This window comes from Acidisphaera sp. S103, from assembly GCF_009765975.1.
GTDB lineage: Bacteria > Pseudomonadota > Alphaproteobacteria > Acetobacterales > Acetobacteraceae > Rhodopila.
Genome location: NZ_LMUJ01000032.1, coordinates 246585 through 265472, shown reverse-complemented (window position 1 = coordinate 265472; position 18888 = coordinate 246585). Strand labels below are relative to the sequence as shown.

The following is an 18888-nucleotide window of genomic DNA, read 5'->3' as shown; positions in this document are numbered from 1 at the left end:
GTTTTCTACCCCGCGGAGCCGCGGGTGCATCGTGCCGCCGAAGCCCAGCGGGAAACTGCCCGCTTTGTTTCCCCGCCTGATCCGGCCCGAATCCGGCCGTTCGGTCCCCGCCAGCAGGCGAATCAGCGTAGACTTGCCGGCACCATTGGCGCCGAGCACCCCCAGGCCATGACCTTCAGGAATCGCCATGTTGACGTCGCGGAGTACGACCTGGTGGCCTTCGATGGTGCGATAGGCTTTATGCACGTGGTCGAGAACGATCATGTATATACCACCATCCGTGACCGCAGCGCCCGTTCCAGGGCGAACCCGATGCCGATCGACGCCACCACCCATATGAGCAGGTAATTCAGGTCCACCCAGTGCGGATCGTACTGCGGGAAGAATCCACTGCGGAAAAACTCGATGCCCTGGAGTATCGGGTTCCATACCAATATGTCCCGTGCCCAGTCCGGCATCGAAATCGGCGAGAAATAGATGCCCGAAGCCACGTAAAGCAGACGAATGAGCGAGGCGTATAAGGTTTCGTACGACGGAAATGCTTCCAGGATGACCAGGTTGAACGCGCCGACACCCACGGCGAGCAGCCAAAGCACGGTGATGGCCATCATCGCTGTCATCGGGTCGGCCGGCGCGCCACGCTCGCCAAGCAGGGCGGCAATAGAAAAGATGATGATGCCGACACAGATTTCGGTTGCGAATTGGCGCAGCGCATGTGCCATTATGATGTCGGTGCGCTTCACGATCGGCAATTGCAACATCACGTTGTTCGCCTCGGACGCGCTCATGACGTCGTGGGAAACGTGGGAGAACATCAGGAACGGGACAAGGCCGGTGATGTAGAACAGGAACATGTTGTCGCCGACTGGTGGCGGCGAATGGTTCACCGCATAAAAGACTGTACCCAACGTCATCAGGTGGGTGATCGGCTCCATGATCGCCCAGAAATAGCCGAGCCTGGTCTGCCCAAACCGGGTACGGATGTCGCGGAGCATGATCGCGTAGATCACGCGCCAGCGCGTAACGATATCCTCGGCAAGGGTCGGCGGTCGCCGTTCCGGGCGGATCCTGGCGGTTTTGTTTTTGGCAACCAGCCACGTTGCCGCCTCCCCAAAGTCCGGCGGCAGCGCACACAAACCGGCCACATACTTCAGATGCGCTCGGCATTCCGGGTCGTCGGCCGCCAGTTCGACCGCCCGTTCGGCTGCCTGCAGCGCCTCGGAGAGTTGGCCCAGTGCGGCATGAACACCGCTCAGCACCCGCCAGACCGCGGCATTGGCCGGTGCCTGCACCAAGGCGTTGTAAAGCTCCTTCAACGCCTGGTCATACAGGGCGCGGGCACTCAGCAGGGAAGCCAGGTTCAAGCGGTATTCCGTGTTGTTGGGGTCCGCCGTCACAGCCTGGCGGGCTGCGTCGGCAGCACGTCCGGTATTGCCCGCGTGATGCAGCACCGACGACAGCAGACGCCACCCCATCGGGGTTGCCGTCGGCGAGACCACGTGGATCGACAAGTGCTCCGCCGCCTCTTTCCACCGCCGTTCGGCCGCAAGCATGGCACCGACATGCAGCCGTATCTCGGTATTGGCAGGGGCGATGCCGATGGCCTCCTTGCCGATGCTGATTGCCTCCGTACGTTCGCCTGCCACATCCAGTATGCCGCTGAGCGTCCGCAGCGCGGAGAAGCTGGCGGGATCGACCGACAACGCGGCGCGCGCGAAACGTTTGGACTGCACGGTATCGCCGGCGTGCAACAACATCATGGCGGCATGCAGCAGGACAGCAACATCGTGCGGCTGGCTTTCCGCCGCCGCGACGGCCTGCCGCGCCAGGCTTTGGTAATCTGGCTCCTTCGGGACCTCGCTCAATAGTTTGCCCCCAGGTTACGTGGGATCCCGCCGACGGCGCTGACCCCGGTGATGATCTGAAACACTTTCGCAGCCTCGGAAATCGGTGACTCGCTGACATAGATCAGATCATCCGGCAGCACCGGGAATCGTTGAGAAACGAAAAACCCGGCCGGGTCGCGCAGATTCAGGCGGTAGATCACCTGCGTGCTGTCGTGGCCGGGTGCGAGCTGGCTGGTCAGTTCGGCGGCCTGATGGCGATAGATGAATACCGCGGCCGGATCGGCGTGGTTGTCCGACAACCCCTCGATACGCGCCAGCGTATGCGCCAAGGTCATTTTGTCCGCGTCATAGATCTGCTCGCCCGGATGGTTGACCTCGCCGAAAGCGTAAAAATAACTCTGGCGCGGTTCGACCAGGATACGATCGCCGGGCGCCAGGTCCTTCTCCAGCGCCCGGCTGTTTTCCAGTTCCGACAAGGTCCGCGTCACCGAACTGCCACCGCGGGTAATGCGTACCAACGCCTGGTGATCCGGGGTGTGCGGGCCGCCGGCCATCGCCAAAATATCCAGCAGGCCACTGGAGTTCGGCACCACTGGATAGCGGCCGGGCTTGGCGACGTCACCCTGCACGATGACGTCGTTGGTCAAATCGTCGGTTACCAGCGTGGAAACCTGTGCATCAGGCACCTCGGACGCCAGACGCGCGCCGACATCCTGCTCGATTTGCGCTGGCGTGTGGCCGGCGGCACGCAGCCGGCCGACATAAGGAACGCCGATCGTGCCATCGACCGCGACCCGCGTGGTCGTCTCGATGCCGGATTTGTCCGTGGTCAGCGAGGTTCCGTTCGGATTAGGCTCCCAGATGGCGATGTGCAGCAGGTCTCCCGCACCGATCAAGCCATTGGCACGGCCGGGCGGCAGGACGATTGACGGTTCCACACGCTGTCTGGCCACGAAATCGCTGATGATACGATCCGAATCAGCGTTCAGGTCGACCAGCGTGTAGTTCGGCGAGGCTCGCTCGATATCGCTCGTTCGCGGCCCGCTGCCAGGGACGGTGGAACAGGCGGCCAGGGCCAACCCAATCGCGGCGGTACCCAGCAGATTACGCGACAGGCTCATGATACGCTCTCCGCAATGACGGTGTTCGGCTGTGACATTTTGTCCTGCCGCCGGTTCGATTGATGAGAACCGGGCTGGTTGGCTTCCAAATACAGGGCTGCATTGGTTCCGGTATGAAAGTCGAGCCGCCGTTCGCCCCCCGGTGCGGCCGTGCCGGCAAGGATCAGGTCTGCCAGTTCGGCATAGTTGCCGATATCGAAGAACTCGATCTGGTTTGGGTGATACCGGGCGAACTGTAGAAACGCCAAGGTGCGGGATGCCAGCACCCGGCAGCCCATCTCAAGCGCCATCGCGATCGGCCCGGAACTCGACTGACCGACTTCGAGGTATGGCAGTACGACCATGTCGCACAGCGCCATCGCGCGCATGAACGTTTCGTCGTTATGCACACCCAGGAAATGAACACGGCTATGCAGATCCTCGGGATGTCGGGTAAGAAAATCCTTCGATGCCGCATCGAGATTGAATGAAAGCGGCGCGCCTTTTTCGTTCACCGTATCCAGGATGGTGTGTCCGATATGCGCTTCGTCGAACAAGGTCTGGATATAGGGATCGATCGCCTGTTCGCGCCTGATCGCCTGTGGATGTACGCCGCCGAAGATCAGAAGATGATGATCGTCCGGCAAATAATGGAGTGCACGCAACGCGATTTCGAAGCCCTTGTAGGGCGACAGGAAACCAAATGAGCCGATCAGTTTTGCATCCGGCGGAAAGGTGCGCAAAAGCGGAAACTGATCTCGCGTCGCTGTCTGCCGTATCCGCTCGGCGTCCGCCGCGGCGATAAAGCTCAATGGGTGGTGCTCGACATTTCGGACCCGGAACACGTCCCGCAGCAGGCGGGCATCGCGTTTTGTATGGACGATAACACTGACAGGCTGCCGCCGCTGGCGGGCTCGCAGGAACCGGTAGGTACGCGTGCCAAGATCGCGGTTGCGGTGGAAGGCACTGACGATACGAAACGCGCGAACGATCCGGCCGGTGATCAGACTGTATCCGATCGCGGACCAGTCCAGCGGTTCCTGGCCCAGGATAGTATGAAATGTAACTGATACCGCGGGGGCGGCGGTCACCAGTTTGCGGAAGCGCCGCATGATCTGCTTCGTGGTGCGGCCCAACGTGCCATATTCAAGTTGAATGTTGACGCTATCGAATTCGTGCAGCCTGGCGGCGATTTCCTTGATGTGGTCGTCGGCGAGACGCTGGACCCGTTTGTGCGGTGCGCGCAACAAGTACTGATCCAGGTCGAAGACCGTGACCTCGGCATGCGGACGAAGCTGCTGTTCCAGCGCCCGGGTGTAGCCGGCGATACCGCACATCTCATCATACGTGCTGATGATCGCGAGGCGAAGCGGACCGGATCGCGGCGGAGTGGCTCCATCGAACAAGCGAGGCCTCCTATCTTTGACTGGCACCGACATTTCGCACCACGGCGACACATACCCGGCGATGTGCTGAAACAGGTTCTACGCCGCGATATGTTTACGATTGGTTAACGCGGCTCTTCCGACGTACGGAAAATTTTTGCCGGCGATGCGAAAGACCCGGCCGTTACAAACGTTTTGTTAACCAGATTGACCTAATCTTCGCGTGGCTGAAAGCGGGTTGACCCCTGTCGCCGGCGGCAATTGACAAAAGATCAGGGAAAAACCCCTATGAAAGCTGCTTCTTTCGAAGCCGCCCTCTTACGGACTTCCGAGGCATCCACGCGCATCCGGTCGCTGAGCCCTGTGGTTCGGATCTATCCGCATCGGCGGTTTCTCTTTTTGCAGGGCGTCCCCGGATCGTTCATGCACAGCCTGGGACAGGCGCTGGCCGCGCGTGGCCACGGCGTGTCGCGCGTCAACTTCAATGGCGGGGATCGCCTGGTTTGGCCATCTCTGCCATCCATCGATTTCACCGGCCGAACGAGTGAGTGGCCTGCCTTCCTGCAACGCCTGGTACTCGACCTCGCGCCGACCGACCTGATCCTGCACGGCGATTGCCGTCCGCTACACAAAATCGCGATTGAACAGGCGAACCGTCACGGCATCACCGTGCATGTCTTCGAGGAAGGTTACCTGCGCCCCGACTGGGTTACCTTGGAAGTGGGTGGGGTAAACGGATACTCGCGGTTGCCGCGCGGTGTGGCGGCTTATCATGTGGCGGCGGACCTGCTGCCCGCACAACCGGCCGCGGCGCACGTGCCGCCGTCGCTGCGCACGCGGGCGCGGGACTGCATCGTCTACGGCATGGCCTGCGTGGCGCTCAGCCCATGGTTTCCGCGCTATGCCACGCATCGTGGCTGGTCGTTGCCGCACGAAGCAGCCGGCTGGATCAAACGGGCGCTGCGTGCGCCGTTCGCGGGCCGGCGCAGCCAGGCGGCGATCCGGCATGCCTTCGCAGCTCGGGGCGGCTTTTTCGTGCTGCCAATCCAGATGGATAACGATTCACAGATCCTGTGCCATTCCGACATTGGCGGCATGATGCACGCGATCCTCCTGGTGGTCGCATCGTTCGCCCGGCACGCCGCGCCGGACGCGGTGCTGGCGGTGAAGGAGCATCCGCTGGACAATGGCGTGATCGACTGGCGTGGCGTGACCCAGGCGGCCGCGCGCGATGCGGGCGTTGCCGATCGGGTCGTGCTGATCGAGCACTGCGACCTGCAATTGTTGCTGGATCGCGCGCTGGGCATGGTCACGGTCAACAGCACCAGCGCCACGTTCGCGTTGGCGTCCGGCGTGCCGGTGATCGCCCTGGGGCGTTCGGTCTACGACCTGCCGGGATTGACGCACCAGGGGTCACTGGAAACGTTCTGGCGCGCGCCGTCGCCGCCCGACCCGGCGCTGTTCGAGGCATTTCGACGGGTGCTGGCGCATGCCTGCCTGCTGGACGGCGACTTCTTCACCCGTGATGGCGTGGCTCGGGCCGTCGCCGGCGCGGTTCCACGGATCGAGGCGGCGCGCGATGCCGCGACACGCATCGATGACATCGTGGACGATGCAGTGGTGAACATGATGATCTCAGAGACGGCCCCGGGCGCGGTCTCGGTGGCGTGACCGCTCGCCGGCCGATTTGGCTGGATATCGCTCGTCTCGTCGAACGGGCCTGCGTCGGCGCGTTCACCGGGATCGACCGCGTCGAACTGGCCTACGCGGAACATCTGATCGTCACGGCGCCGGAGCGGACGCGGTTCGTGATGCTGGGACGCTGGTCGAGCCGGTTCCTGATGTTTCCGGAGGTCACCACGCGGCGGTTCCTGGCGGGGGTAAGGCGGGCCTGGGACGGCGGCAGGCCGGGGGACATGCGAGGCGCGGCCATACGGCTGCTGGCGATGGCCGCCATGGCTTCGCGGGCACCGGTCGATCCCTCGGCGATCTATCTGCTGGTGTCACATCGGCATTTGCATCGGCAGGCGGCGCTGGCCCGGGCACTAAGACGCTCCGGGGTCGTATTCGTGCCGATGATCCACGACCTGATCCCGCTGGAATTTCCGGAATACGGCCGGCGGGGGGAAGCGGATCGGCATCGGCGCCGAATGGATACGGTGGTTCGGCTGGCGGACGGCGTGATCGTGAACTCGGCCGCGACCGGGGTCGCGCTGGCACCGTATCTGCCGGCGGATCGGGCGGTGCATGTCGCACCATTGGGCGTTTCACCACCGGCGCGGGGCATTGCCCCGACGGTCGGCGACCGACCGTATTTCCTGAGCGTCGGCACGATCGAGCCGCGTAAGAACCATTTGCTGCTGCTGCATGTTTGGCGACGCCTGGTTGCCGCCCACGGGGAACGCGCGCCGCGATTGCTGATCGTCGGGCAACGTGGGTGGGAGAACGAGAATGTGGTGGATTTGCTCGACCGTTGCAGCGCGCTGCGGGGGCACGTGGTCGAACTTGGGACGGTGCCCGACACGCGGCTGACCGCACTACTGCGCGGTGCCCGGGCGCTGTTGATGCCAAGCTTCGCCGAGGGATTCGGTCTGCCGGTTGCCGAGGCTTTGGCACACCGGACGCCGGTGTTGTGCAGCGATCTACCGGCGTTGCGAGAGGCCGGAGGGATGGTTCCAGAGTACCTGGATCCGCTGGATGCGCCGGCCTGGGCAGCCGTGGTGATGGATTATGCGGCGGACGGGTCGCCGCGCCGGAACGCTCAGATAGGTCGCTTGCCCGGCTGGCAGGGCACGACGTGGGATGCCCATGTCGGGTCGGTGCTGGCTTTCGTGGACGGGGTGAAGTCGCGGGCCGATCTACGCGTTCGGGCCGAAGCGAACCGCGATCATCAACAGCAGCGTCCCGCGATCATTTCTGACACGTCTTCGCCGAACCTGGCCCGATAACACACCAACCTCAATCGGGCATGCGGCCTCAGATCAATCGAACGGCAGCCCTACGTAATTCTCCGCCAACGACCGAGCCGACGCCTCAGACGTGCGGACCAGGTCGAGATCGGCGAAGTGGATGCGCTGCTCGAAATCGGTTTCGTGCTCGTTCCGGTGCAGCATCGTGGTCATATACCAGGAAAACCGTTCCGCCTTCCACACACGCCGCAGGCAGGTGGCACTGTAGCGATCCAGCAGATCCTGGCTGTTACGCTTGTATTTCGCCTCCAGTGCCCGCGACAGCACCAGCACGTCGGCGACGGCGAGATTAAGCCCCTTCGCCCCGGTCGGCGGCACGATATGCGCGGCGTCGCCGGCGAGGAAAAGCCGGCCATACTGCATCGGCTCGCAAACGAACGATCGCAGCGGGATGATGCCTTTCTGCACGATCGGTCCTTCGGTCAGCGACCAGCCGTCATCCGTGCCGAGACGCGCCTGCAACTGCTCCCATATCCGGGCATCCGGCCAGTTGGCGATATCATCGCTGGGATTGCACTGGATATACAACCGCTGCATCTCGGGCGATCGGGTGCTGAGCAACGCAAAACCATCGCCCTGGTTGGCGTATATGATCTCCTCCCAGGAACGTGGGGCGCTGGTCAGGATGCCCAGCCAGCCGAACGGGTATATTTTCTGAAATTCTGTACGAATCGATACAGGAATGGCCTGCCGCCCAGGTCCATGGAAACCATCGGCACCAACGACATAGTCGCAATAGATGGTTTCCAATGCACCGGTTTCGTCACGCCGGAAATCGATCGCCGGATGATCGGTCTCGACGTCGCGGATGGTGGTGCCGCCGACACCAAAGATGATTTCACCACCATGCGCCAGACTCCCCGCGATCAGGTCCTTCAGAACCTCGTGCTGCGCATAGACGATGTTTCGCTTGCCGCCCGTCAGGCCGTTGATATCGACGTGATGGCGCTCGCGGTTCCATTGCAGGGTGATGCCGTCATGAACATGCGCTTCCCGCATCATGCGCGCACCCAGCCCCAACTCCTTTATCAGTTCGACAACCCAATGTTCCAGCACGCCGGCGCGGATGGTTTGCTCCACGTCCTGGCGGCCGCGGGATTCGATGATGACACAACCGATTCCGACGCGATGCAGTAGATGCGCCAGAAACAATCCAGCGGGACCGCACCCAATGATGCCAACCTGCGTGCGCACGGCGGAGGCCCCCTATCGTCCGATCATCAGGCTTGTCCCGTTTCGGCCGCGCGCGTTGCCGCGGCGACCGCTGCCTCAAGCTTCAGGATGCGAATGGCGTTCTGGTAGAACAGCTTTTCGACCACACCCGCCCTGAAGCCCTCCATTTCCCACTCGTCGCAACATTGACCGGGGCTCCAGCCGGGATAGTCGGAGCCGAACAACACCTTGTCCTGCAAACGGCGCTGCATATCGTGCTTCAGCGCCGCCGGGATATATTTTGGCCCCCAGCCGGAGATATCGATCGAGACGTTGGCCTTATGGATGGCCACTGCAATCAACTCCTCGGTCCACGGCCAGCCGGGATGGGCGGCGACGATGTTCAGGTGCGGAAAATCGGCGGCGACGTCGTCGATGTTCGGAATCGGGCGGGCGTGACCCAGCTTGAAGCCCAGGCCGCCCGGTTCACCGGAACCGATCGCGGTGGTGCCGCAATGGATCAACACCGGCGCGCCAAGCGATTGGAGCAAATCCCAGATCGGGTAGAACTGCTTGTCGTTGGGGGAGAAGCCCTGGACCGGCGGCTGGTATTTTACGCCCAGCAGGCCGAGGGTCTTGATGGCGTGCTCGATTTCCTCCAGGCCCTTGCGGCCGCGCCAGGGATCGACCATCGCCCAACCGGGCAGGAAGACATCGGGATAGTCCCGCGTTAAGGCCGCCAGTGCTTCGTTCGCATAGACACCGCCGGCCGCGCCGTGCTCGGCATCCCATGCAATGGGGATAGCTAGCGCATCGTCGCGACGGAAGTCCTCGGCGATTTGCTGGTCAGGGCGCGCCGCGAACTTGCCTTTGAACATGCGCTGGGCCGCCGGCATGAACGGCATGCTGGCCTGGACATAAGCTTCGTTCATCGGATGGACGTGGACATCGATGGCACGCACGACGGTTGCTCCCTAATTATTGGCGGTCATGCCGGGCAGCGACGCCGCCCAGCTTTCCGACGCAAATGCGATGGTGGCACGATCCGCGATCAGGACAAGACGCGATTGGCGTTCACCCGCGGGCCACGCATCCAGTTCGACCGGCGCGTTCAGGACGTGATGGACGCCCTGGATCACAATCGGACCCTCCGAACCCTCGATATCCAGCATCCCCTTCACGCGCAGCAGGTGTTCGGCGTAACCGATACGGACCCGGCGCAACCAGGCATCGAAGGCGCGCCAGTCCAACGGCCGATCGGCGAACAGCGACACCACCGCGTGCCGTCCGAGGTGGTCCGGATCGACACGCTCGGCGAACAGGCCGGATCGATGTGCCGCTGCCGTGGCCAGCGACGGATTGAAGAACGCCGGCGGGAACAGTGACGCCGCATCGACCTCGCCATGCGACGCCGCCAGGACCGGCGCGGCCGGGTTGTGGTCGCGCAACGACGTCCGCAACCGTTCCACCACGTCCACCGCGGCGAGGTCCGTCTTCGTCACCACCAACCGATCCGCCAATGCGACCTGCTTGACGAACTCCGGATGCCGCGCCGCCTGCATTTCAGCGAACAAGGAATCAACCGTGGTGACGATCGTTTCCAGGCGCATGGCCCGCGACATCACCGGGTTTCGTAGGATGGCCTGGGCGATCGGCGCCGGATCCGACAGCCCGGAGGGCTCGATGATCAGCCGTTGAAACCGCGGCACCCCACCATCTTCCCGGCGGCTGAACAGACGCATGACCGCGTCTTCCATATCGCCCGCCAGGTTGCAGCACAGGCAGCCGTTCGCCATCACGACAGTCTTGTCGGCGCCGTGGTCGATCAGGTCATGATCCAGCGGGATTTCGCCGAATTCGTTGACGGCCACGGCAGTGCCGGCCATGCGGGGGTCGCGCAGCAAGGCGTTGACCAACGTGGTCTTGCCGCTGCCCAGAAATCCACTCAGCAGCACCACCGGCAGACGGGCCCGGTCAGTGTCCTGGGTCAGGAAGGAGAAGCGGTTCACACGTCCTCCGTCAGGAACCGATTAACCAGCCGGTCCGCCTCGGTTCGATCCGCCCGCATCTGCACATTCTGCCGGTTGCGGGCACCGGATGTCAGATAGAACCGCTCATACTGCTCGTTTCGGCTTGCCAACGCGCTGCCGGCGAAATCCCAGCCCAGGCGGAAAATCCGTGCCCGCTCCAACGACGTCGTATCCCCGGCACCGCGGAGATATTTGTCGATCAGCGGCCGCAGCGCCGGATCGGCGAACGCCCCCGCCGCCGGCGTCGCCAACACGTTGTGCGACCCGATCAGCCGGATGATCTCGTTCACCCGCGGGAACCAGTACGGCAGGGAGATACGCAGCGCGTCCATCGGCCGACCATCCAGAAACCAGGCACCATTGCCGTACTCACGGGCACCTTCCTCTCCGGCCCGCACGGCGGAGCGGGTCAGTTCGGCGTATGACCAAATCTCACCTAATATCTGCAGCGTGGCAGGGTCGGACGCGCCGATCGCCTCGGCCATCCGGCAGGCGATGCCCCAGGCAAACTCCAGCTTGGTCCAGGCTCGGATCATCGTCTGGTGCATGGCGTTGGCGCGCCAACTCGCCGACATGACTGTGTTGTAGACCTGCAGGTTGCCGTCACAGAAAATGCGGTTGCGCGGCACTTCCACGTTGTCGAAAATGACAAATGCGTCCTGTTCGTCGAAACGGCCGGACAGCGGATGGTCGAACCGGTTGTCCGGCAAGGACACACTGTCCCGGCAAATGAATTTGAGCCCCGGCGTGTCCATACGAATACAGAACGACAGCGCATGGCGCCGGCTGGCATCCGGCATTGGCTGGCTGGGATAGACCGCGATTTCATCCGAGAACGGCGCCAGTGTCGCCAACACCCGAGCACCCCGCACCAGAATGCCATGCTCAGTTTTTTCCACCGTATGCAACTGGGTCTCATCGAAGCCGGACGGCACGTGACCCTTCGACTTGTCCGACATGGCGTGGATCAGCGTATGGGTCAGGCTGAGGTCTTCCCGCGCCAATTGCTTCTGGAAGGCCACCAGGTTGGCAGCGCCCTCTTCATTGCCATTGACGGCCCATTCATCGGCTCGGCCGGCGAATCCGGCATAAGTAACGTTCATGTAGTCCGGCGTGCGCCCCATCAGCCCGACCGAGAATTCAGCGACCCGGCGCAACGCCTTGTGCCGGCGCAGCAGGTCGTCCTTCGATCGGGGGATCATGTGGCTGACGGCGATCGGCTCCCCGGTTTCCGGGTCCGGCATCAGGCAGTCATCAGGATATTGGTGATGCAGGTCGTAGACGGCGGCGATCGACTCGGCCGCACCACGCAGCCCCGGGTGATCCATCGGGTCGGTCACACGCTGGCCACCAAGCCAGAGTTCTCGGTTATCACGGAGACCGCGCAGGAAATCCGCCCCGGTGCGTGCTGGCATTGCCGTTTTCTCCCGTCTTTCCGTTTGCGTGGCATAGCTGTTCCGCTTCCGCCTGTCTAAGCTACATTGGGATAAAAGCGGCAGCACAGGCGGCCGGCGAAAAATGGGGGAGAACGGAATGGCCGGTGCATCGATGCAGGCGGATCAGGGACGGCTGCATGTGCGGGTGGCGGCGCTGTGCTTCCTGGTGCTGTTCCTGGAGGGTTACGACATCACCTCCATGAGCTATGCCATCCCGTCACTGATCGACGCGTGGCACGTCAAGCCGCCGCAATTCACCATCGCGTTGACCGCCGGCAGCTTCGGCCTGCTGTTCGGTGCGCTGAGTGCAGGGCTGTTGGGCGACCGCCTGGGTCGCAAACCGGTGCTGATCGGCTGCACCGCGGTATTCGGGCTGTTCTCCCTGCTTACCGCATTCAGTACCGGCCTGGTATCACTGGCGGTGCTGCGGTTCGGCACGGGCCTCGGGCTGGGCGGTGGCATTCCAATCGCGATCGCGCTGGCGACGGACTACGCGCCGCTGCGCAGCCCTCGACGGCTGGTGATCATGATGAGCGCCGGCGTCTCGGTCGGCAACACGATGGGCGGGTTCATCGCATCGCAGATCGTCAGGAGCACGGGTTGGCAAGCGATTTTCGTCGTCGGCGGACTGCTGCCCTTGCTGGTGATCCCGCTGCTGATCCTGTTCATGCCGGAATCGCATGCGCTGCGAGCGGTCGGTTCGGCGGCTCGGCGGACCACACCGATCGATCTGTTCCGCAACGGGCTGGCGTTTCGGACGTCGATCTTGTGGATGGTCAATTTGTTCAACCTGGTTGGGAACTACTTCATCTTGTTCTGGCTGCCGGCAATCCTGCACGCGAAAGGACTCAGTCCGTCGGCGGCGATCCTGGCAACGACGATGTATGCGTTGGGCTCGATCATCTGCGCGCTGATCACCGCGCCGATCGTGGACCGTTTCGGGGTGGAGCGGATCATCGCCGGCATCCTGTGCATGGGGGCGCTGTGCGTGCTGCTTGTGGGGTCGTTTGAGTTGCCGTTCCCGCTGCTGTGCCTGGTGATCGGTGGTGCCGGAATCGGGATCGGCGGGTGCCAGCATGGGATCAACTCGGTGTCCGGGGCGCTGTATCCTCCGGAAACACGAGCGACAGGTGCGGGTTGGGCGCTGGGGTTCGGGCGGATCGGACAGATCGGTGGGCCGCTGATTGGCGGGACGCTCCTGGGATTGGGGTGGGCGTCGCGGGACATCTTCCTGGCGGCATCGGTGCCGGCGGCGTGCGTGGCAATCGGCATGGGAATGCTGGGGTGGCTGCGCTATCGGCACGATGCGCGGGGTGCGGTGGTGGCATTAGGGGAATAAACTCAAAAGCATCAACCCGGCGCGGTTTGGTGAGGTGTTGGTGCGTTGACGCGTCGACTGTGCTATAATCGGACCCTGGGCTTCACCAGAACTGTCATGCATCCATTGATCGAACAGCACCGGCCCGAGATCGCGCTGCTATGCCAAAGCTATGGCGTGCGACGATTGGAGGTGTTCGGCTCCGCCGCACGAAGCACTGATTTCGATCCGGATCGCAGTGACGTCGATTTTCTCGTCGACTTTGCCCGGGACAGTGGCCTGTCCGCGTTGCGGCAGTATTTTGGCTTTGCCGAGGAGTTGGAGCGTTTGTTGGGCCGCTCGGTCGATCTGGTGGAACGGGACGCAATCGAGGCTAACCGCAATTACATCCTCCGCCGCCATATCCTTGCCGACGCTGAACCCGTCTATGGTTAAAGGGTCGGGCGGCGACGCGTCCCTGCTACTGGCTATGCTTCTGGCGGCGCGTGATGCGCGCGGCTTTCTCTCCGGCCTGGATGAGGCGGCCTTCATGGCGAGCCGGCTGCATCAGAACGCTGTAATCCGGTCGCTGGAGGTGATTGGGGAGGCTGCGGGCAAGGTGTCCCCTCCCACGCTTGCGGCGAACCCGGACATTCCTTGGAATCAGATCACGGGGATGCGCCATCGACTGATACATGGTTACGCCGACGTCCGCCTCGAACTGGTTTGGATTGTGGTTCGACAACGCCTCGATCCGTTAATCGCCGCTTTGGAGCGGTTAGTGCATGTTGAGGATGGATCGGCTGGGTAAGTGGCGGACACGACGCGACGGAACCAGTCTTCCTCGTCCCATGCGAACGGCGGCCCATCACAACCCTTTGGTCCCGAGCGAAGATTTTCATGTCGTGGGCGGTATAGGTCAGATGCAGAACGTCCTCGCGGATTATGTCCTCGGCGGTACGAGAGCCGAAGCAACTGGCGTATGCATCTGGGGAGCAACGGGGAATTGTTCCATGATGTAGGCGTTGAGGTGCAACGACCGGCACCAAATCTGAACCGACGCCATGGCCCTGCGGCGCCTGCCACCCTACACTGGCTCCAACCTTCCGGGAGTCCGACCATGCGTAACCTGCCCCACCTACTGCTCTGGACCGACTCGCCCGGCCCATACATCGATGCCATCGCCAAGGCCGGCCTTTCCGACCGAGCAGTGGTCGACACACTTGGCCGTAAGGACAAGCCGTCCGAAGCGCAACGTGCGGAAACCCATGTCCTGCTCGCCGGCGGCGTCCCGCCCGGCCTGCTGCCGACCATGCCGAACCTGAAATGGGCGCAATCCATGACCGCGGGCGTCGAGGGCTGGCTCGCCTTGCCCGACCTGCCGCCGAACCTGACCCTGACCTGCGCCCGCGGCACCCATCGCGAGTCGATGCCGGAAAACATCCTCGGCGCGCTGTTCCACATCACCAAGCCCTATGCCGCGATCGTCGAGGACAAGAAGCAAAGCCTGTGGCGCCACCGCGTCGCCACCCCGCTGAACGGCAAGACGCTTGGCATCCTCGGGCTTGGCGCCATCGGGCAGGAGGTCGCACGTCTCGCCACCGCCCTCGGCATGCGGGTGATCGGCACCAAGCGCCGCCCCGCCCCGATGCCCGGCCTGGCCGATGTCCTGCCATCCGACCGGACCGACGAGGTTGTCGCGGCTTCGGATTTCGTTCTACTGCTGCTGCCCGCCACGCCGGAGACCGACAATTTCATCAACGCCGAGCGGCTGAGGCATATGAAACCGTCCGCGTGGCTGCTGAATTTCGGGCGAGGTCACCTGATCAAGGACGACGACCTGATCGCGGCGGTGCAGGCGAAGACGATCGCCGGCGCGGTGCTGGACGTGTTCCGCCAGGAACCACTGCCGAAAGAGCACAAGTTCTGGGGCACCGAAGGCATCCTTGTGCTGCCGCATATCGGCGGCCCGCACCCGGACCGCGACAGCATTGTCGCCAAACTGTTCGTTGAAAATCTACGCCGCTTCCTGGACGGAGAAACGCTGAAGGAGGTCGTGGACAGGGCGGCCGGCTACTGAACCGCGTCACAGTTCGTGGAAAGGACGGCCGGAATGACCAGCAACTCGCCTGCCCATGATTTTCTGCTGCCGCGCCTGACCGCATTGGTCGACGAAGCGGTTAGCCGCGGCATCACCCGGGATGTCGCGGTGGCGGTGTTGATCGACTTGGTCACATCGCCCCGCTTCGACACTGCCGCACCTGGCCCAACAGACGATTCGGCACCGCATCCGCTATGGGACCGCGGCCCGGATAGCTTGGTGCTGGTGAACGGCGTCAGCCCCCAGGGCCCACACGATCCCGCCGCACAGGATGAGGCCGATTTCGTCAAGCCCATCCCCTTGTTTGGCCCGTCATAAAGGGTCAGCGGATCGCGACGACCTCAGGACACCACGTCGGCGTCCGGCCGGTCGTCGCCCTCCGACAATTCGGAGTGCCATTTGCCGTCCGCGTCCTGAAATTCGATGTGCGTGGTATCGCCGGGCACCCGCTGTTCCGCCGCCACCCGCCTCGCCGCCACCAACGCCGCCGTCTTGTCGCGAAACGGCTCCGAGAACACGTCATTCAGCTTGTAGGCCCAGCCACCATCGTGCTGAACGACCTTGTAGTGGAGCTTTGGCATGACTTTTCCCTTTCCGCGACCAGACTGACAGATAGGAACCCCGGCGCACATGCGCCATACGCGACGCGATCGATCGTCCATGGCATGATCGCGGCCTAACCCGGAGGCTCGCATGCCCGACACTCAGGACAACGCGGCACAAATCGCCTATTGGAACGATAGGGCGGCCGTGACGTGGACCACGTTCCAGGAGCGCCTCGATGCACTGTTCGAGCCACTCACCGCCCTTGCCCTGGACGCCGCGGCCCCGGCCCCGGGTGAGCAAATCATCGATGTCGGCTGCGGCTGCGGTGCGACGGTACTGGCACTGGCGGATCGCGTCGGCGCAAACGGCCAGGTCCTCGGCCTGGACATTTCCGAACCCATGGCGGCCCGTGCGCGTCAGCGCATTACCGCCGCGGGACTGACCAATGCTCGTGTGACCGTGTCGGATGCCGCGGTTCATGCCTTTCGGCGAGAGAACGCCGACCTGCTGTTCTCCCGTTTCGGCGTCATGTTCTTTGCCGATCCGGTGGCCGCGTTCGTCAACCTGCGCCGCGCGCTGCACCAAGATGGCCGGCTGCTCTGCGCTGCCTGGCGCCCGTTGGCGGACAATCCCTGGTTCACCGTGCCACTCGACGCCGCCCAGGCGATGCTGCCACCACAGCCACCGGCCGACCCGAATGCCCCCGGTCCGTTTGCCCTCGCCAACCCGGATCGAACGCTCGGGATTTTAGCCGATGCCGGCTGGCATGACGTGATACTGACACGCCACGATGTGCCGATGCGCTTCGCCGCTGCCGGCCAGATCGAGCAGGCAACCGAATTCGCGACCCGCGTCGGAGCCCTGGCGCGCATGCTGGCCGATGTAGACCCCACAATGCACGCCCGCGTCCGGCAGGCTGTCGCGGATGCGCTGAACGCCTACGACAGCCCGGCCGGCATCAGCCTGTCCGGTTCGATCTGGCTGATATCGGCACGGGCCTGAAACAAGCGCGTGTCAGATCGCGCTCGGATCCAACCGATACCCGCCGGCGGCGGTGACCAACAAGCGACAATCGGCCGGATCGCTCTCGATCTTCTGCCGCAGCCGATAGACATGCGTCTCCAGCGTATGGGTCGTGACGCCGGCGTTATAGCCCCACACCTGGTCCAGCAATACCTGCCGTGACACCGTGTGATTGGCATGCCGGTAGAGGAACTTGAGGATATCGACTTCCTTCGCCGTCAGACGAATGCGTTTTTTCTTGTCCGGACCAATCAAGAGCTTCGCGGCGGGACGGAAGGTAAAACGTCCGATCGTGAAGGTTGCATCCTCACTGGTGTCGAACAGCCGAAGCTGGGCCTGCAACCGCGCGAGCAGTTCGTTCGCACGAAACGGCTTGGCGATGTAGTCATTCGCGCCTGCGTTCAAGCCACTGACGACATCGCCTTCCTCGGCCGCGCCGGTCAGCATGATGATGGGCATCGTGTGCCCCTGCTTGCGTATCTTCGCGCAGAAATCGCGCCCGTCACCATCGGGCAGGCCGACATCGAGGATGATCGAGTCAAATCGAGCATCCGCCGCGCCAAGATGCTGGCTCGCTTCATCCAGGGATGCCGCCTCGAACGACTCGAATGCACCGCTCGATGCAATGTGATCCGCCAAAACCTGCCGAAGCGCGTCGTCGTCCTCGACGATCAAAATTGGTCTCGCAGCCGACATGTTTATCTCCCTCACAGTCATACCGATATCGTCTCCATACCGGCTTAAGTCTTCAATCGCAAAGAAACTTTCCGTGATCACGCATATCGCGCAATGCCACCAGACATCCGATTTCTATCGATCTATTTCACAGATCAAGTGAATGGGTCCAATCTATCAAACCATGGTAAATAGAGTGTGATGGTTATTACCATCACACTCTATTTACCATGGTGTAGCGCCGGCAATGTTCCAGATAGGCCGCCTCATGCAGGCCGACCAGATCCACGACACTGTTCCAGAGCCACGATGGCGCATCCAGTGATTTCGAGCGGTTGCGCCGCAGTTCCTTCACCCATTGAGCACGGCCGGAGGCATCCAACTGACGCGCATGACCGCGACCCACGACGTGGGCGAGGAACGCCGCGACGCTCACCGCCTCATCCCTGGTCAGCCGTTCGATTTCCACTTTCAGGTCCTGAGGCAGCAGCGCTCGGATGAATACGGACCGGCCAAGAATCTTCGTCGCGATCATGCGTCCGCCGAGGAACGGCGACAGGTGTCCCGCACCCGTGATCACGCGTTCGGCGTCATCGCCAGGCATTCCGGCGTCCATGTCATGGGGAGCCGCGGCCTTGGTGGCCTGTTTGACGTCCATCAGGCAATGCCGCTCCGCCTTGCCTTCCCCGACCGCGATCAGCACCGCCAGACGCAGCCGGCCGAGCGAACTGCAGCCCTTGCGCCAGTAGGCAGCATCGAGCACGCGCAGCGGAGCATCGTCGTCGAACGCTCGCAGCGACCTCGCGAGATGCCGCGTATCGTCCTGCTCGAACAGAGCATCCACGGCAGAGCGTTCCTGCTTCAACAACGGCCAGAAGCGTTTGCCCAAAGGAATGACAGGCTCGATGCCCTCGATCCGCTCATCGGCGAGATGCTTCCACGAACGGCCGGCGGCCCGCCGCATCAGCAGCTTGACGGTCTTCGGCATGTCACTGCTTTGATCGATCGTTTTGCCCTGCACCCGCGGGGCGAACGCCGACTCGTAGCCGTCGATCATGCATTCCAGCATCCGGGCGGTGGTAACGCCGGGAAGATCAGACCCCCGCGCGCTCATCGCCAGCGACAAACCAAGGCGGATCAGGTCGTGTGCGGGATTGCCTATCACGGTCTGGTCGAGGTCGCGTATCTCGATGGCGAGTTCCTCGTCCGCGCTGGCCACCGGCCCCAGATTGCCGACGTGACAGTCACCGCAAATCCAGATCGGCGGCCCCTCGGGCAATGGCCGCCTGTCCGAGGTCTCGAGCCATTCGTAGAACCGCGTCGTGCT

At 63.0% G+C, this 18888-nt stretch carries 19 protein-coding genes; 8 read left to right on the top strand and 11 right to left on the bottom strand.

The genetic code is table 11. The features are described from left to right. From GSQ89_RS38380 to GSQ89_RS07260, 4 genes are all read right to left on the bottom strand, one after another. Positions 1–264 (bottom strand): ATP-binding cassette domain-containing protein (locus tag GSQ89_RS38380; protein ID WP_216856046.1); only part of this gene is annotated, 264 nt, incomplete at its 3' end. Then, the gene (locus GSQ89_RS07270; RefSeq protein ID WP_158923475.1) at positions 261–1865 is read right to left on the bottom strand and encodes an ABC transporter permease; all 1605 of its coding nucleotides are present in this window, start codon (positions 1863–1865) and stop codon (positions 261–263) included. The genes GSQ89_RS07270 and GSQ89_RS38380, both read right to left, overlap by 4 nt. Beyond that, positions 1862–2968, bottom strand: a complete 1107-nt coding sequence (locus GSQ89_RS07265) for a polysaccharide biosynthesis/export family protein (protein WP_158923473.1) — start codon at positions 2966–2968, stop codon at positions 1862–1864. Before GSQ89_RS07265 ends, GSQ89_RS07270 begins: the two co-directional genes overlap by 4 nt. Beyond that, on the bottom strand, positions 2965–4353 hold the full coding sequence (locus tag GSQ89_RS07260; protein ID WP_158923471.1) for a hypothetical protein: 1389 nt from the start codon (positions 4351–4353) through the stop codon (positions 2965–2967). The genes GSQ89_RS07265 and GSQ89_RS07260 overlap by 4 nt, the downstream gene beginning before the upstream one ends. 267 nt (positions 4354–4620) lie before the next feature. On the opposite strand from GSQ89_RS07260, the gene GSQ89_RS07255 reads away from it, so the two are divergent. Both GSQ89_RS07255 and GSQ89_RS07250 read left to right on the top strand, forming a co-directional pair. Beyond that, a complete protein-coding gene (locus GSQ89_RS07255) occupies positions 4621–6003 on the top strand; it encodes a capsule biosynthesis protein (protein WP_158923470.1) in 1383 nt (460 codons plus the stop codon). Next, entirely contained in the window at positions 6000–7280 is a 1281-nt protein-coding gene (locus tag GSQ89_RS07250; protein WP_254073107.1) for a glycosyltransferase family 1 protein, read from the top strand. The genes GSQ89_RS07255 and GSQ89_RS07250 overlap by 4 nt, the downstream gene beginning before the upstream one ends. Positions 7281–7313: 33 nt before the next feature. Here GSQ89_RS07250 and GSQ89_RS07245 read toward each other — a convergent pair whose 3' ends face one another. The 4 genes from GSQ89_RS07245 to GSQ89_RS07230 are packed head-to-tail and all read right to left on the bottom strand — an operon-like array spanning position 7314 to position 11898. Beyond that, entirely contained in the window at positions 7314–8495 is a 1182-nt protein-coding gene (locus GSQ89_RS07245) for a 4-hydroxybenzoate 3-monooxygenase (RefSeq protein ID WP_158923469.1), read from the bottom strand. A gap of 26 nt (positions 8496–8521) precedes the next feature. Further along, positions 8522–9415 (bottom strand): amidohydrolase family protein, encoded by an 894-nt coding sequence (locus GSQ89_RS07240; protein WP_158923468.1) that lies wholly within the window; start codon positions 9413–9415, stop codon positions 8522–8524. Positions 9416–9427: 12 nt separating this feature from the next. After that, positions 9428–10462 (bottom strand): GTP-binding protein, encoded by a 1035-nt coding sequence (locus tag GSQ89_RS07235; protein WP_158923467.1) that lies wholly within the window; start codon positions 10460–10462, stop codon positions 9428–9430. After that, the gene (locus GSQ89_RS07230) at positions 10459–11898 is read right to left on the bottom strand and encodes a 4-hydroxyphenylacetate 3-hydroxylase family protein (protein ID WP_158923466.1); all 1440 of its coding nucleotides are present in this window, start codon (positions 11896–11898) and stop codon (positions 10459–10461) included. Before GSQ89_RS07230 ends, GSQ89_RS07235 begins: the two co-directional genes overlap by 4 nt. 118 nt (positions 11899–12016) lie before the next feature. Between GSQ89_RS07230 and GSQ89_RS07225 the strand changes: the two genes are divergently transcribed. From GSQ89_RS07225 to GSQ89_RS07205, 5 genes are all read left to right on the top strand, one after another. Further along, positions 12017–13258: an MFS transporter gene (locus tag GSQ89_RS07225; protein WP_158923465.1), complete on the top strand. Its 1242-nt coding sequence runs from the start codon at positions 12017–12019 to the stop codon at positions 13256–13258. A gap of 96 nt (positions 13259–13354) precedes the next feature. Then, on the top strand, positions 13355–13672 hold the full coding sequence (locus tag GSQ89_RS07220) for a nucleotidyltransferase family protein (protein WP_158923464.1): 318 nt from the start codon (positions 13355–13357) through the stop codon (positions 13670–13672). A gap of 34 nt (positions 13673–13706) precedes the next feature. Then, entirely contained in the window at positions 13707–14027 is a 321-nt protein-coding gene (locus tag GSQ89_RS07215; RefSeq protein ID WP_216856045.1) for a DUF86 domain-containing protein, read from the top strand. Positions 14028–14336: 309 nt separating this feature from the next. Beyond that, positions 14337–15296: a D-2-hydroxyacid dehydrogenase gene (locus GSQ89_RS07210; RefSeq protein ID WP_158923462.1), complete on the top strand. Its 960-nt coding sequence runs from the start codon at positions 14337–14339 to the stop codon at positions 15294–15296. A 33-nt stretch (positions 15297–15329) separates the two neighbouring features. Next, positions 15330–15635, top strand: coding sequence for a hypothetical protein (locus GSQ89_RS07205; RefSeq protein WP_158923461.1), 306 nt, complete (start codon positions 15330–15332; stop codon positions 15633–15635). A gap of 23 nt (positions 15636–15658) precedes the next feature. On the opposite strand, the gene GSQ89_RS07200 is transcribed toward GSQ89_RS07205, so the two are convergent. Continuing rightward, positions 15659–15898: a DUF2188 domain-containing protein gene (locus GSQ89_RS07200; RefSeq protein WP_158923460.1), complete on the bottom strand. Its 240-nt coding sequence runs from the start codon at positions 15896–15898 to the stop codon at positions 15659–15661. A gap of 112 nt (positions 15899–16010) precedes the next feature. Here GSQ89_RS07200 and GSQ89_RS07195 point away from each other — a divergent pair, with 112 nt between their 5' ends. Next, positions 16011–16865 carry a class I SAM-dependent methyltransferase gene (locus GSQ89_RS07195; RefSeq protein WP_158923459.1) on the top strand — a complete coding sequence of 285 codons (855 nt, stop codon included), beginning with the start codon at positions 16011–16013 and terminating at the stop codon, positions 16863–16865. Positions 16866–16877: 12 nt separating this feature from the next. On the opposite strand, the gene GSQ89_RS07190 is transcribed toward GSQ89_RS07195, so the two are convergent. Further along, complete coding sequence (locus tag GSQ89_RS07190) at positions 16878–17582, bottom strand: response regulator transcription factor (protein ID WP_158923626.1); 705 nt, start codon at positions 17580–17582, stop codon at positions 16878–16880. Positions 17583–17775: 193 nt separating this feature from the next. Beyond that, on the bottom strand, positions 17776–18888 hold a 1113-nt coding region (locus tag GSQ89_RS07185; RefSeq protein ID WP_158923458.1), incomplete at its 5' end, for a DUF2252 family protein.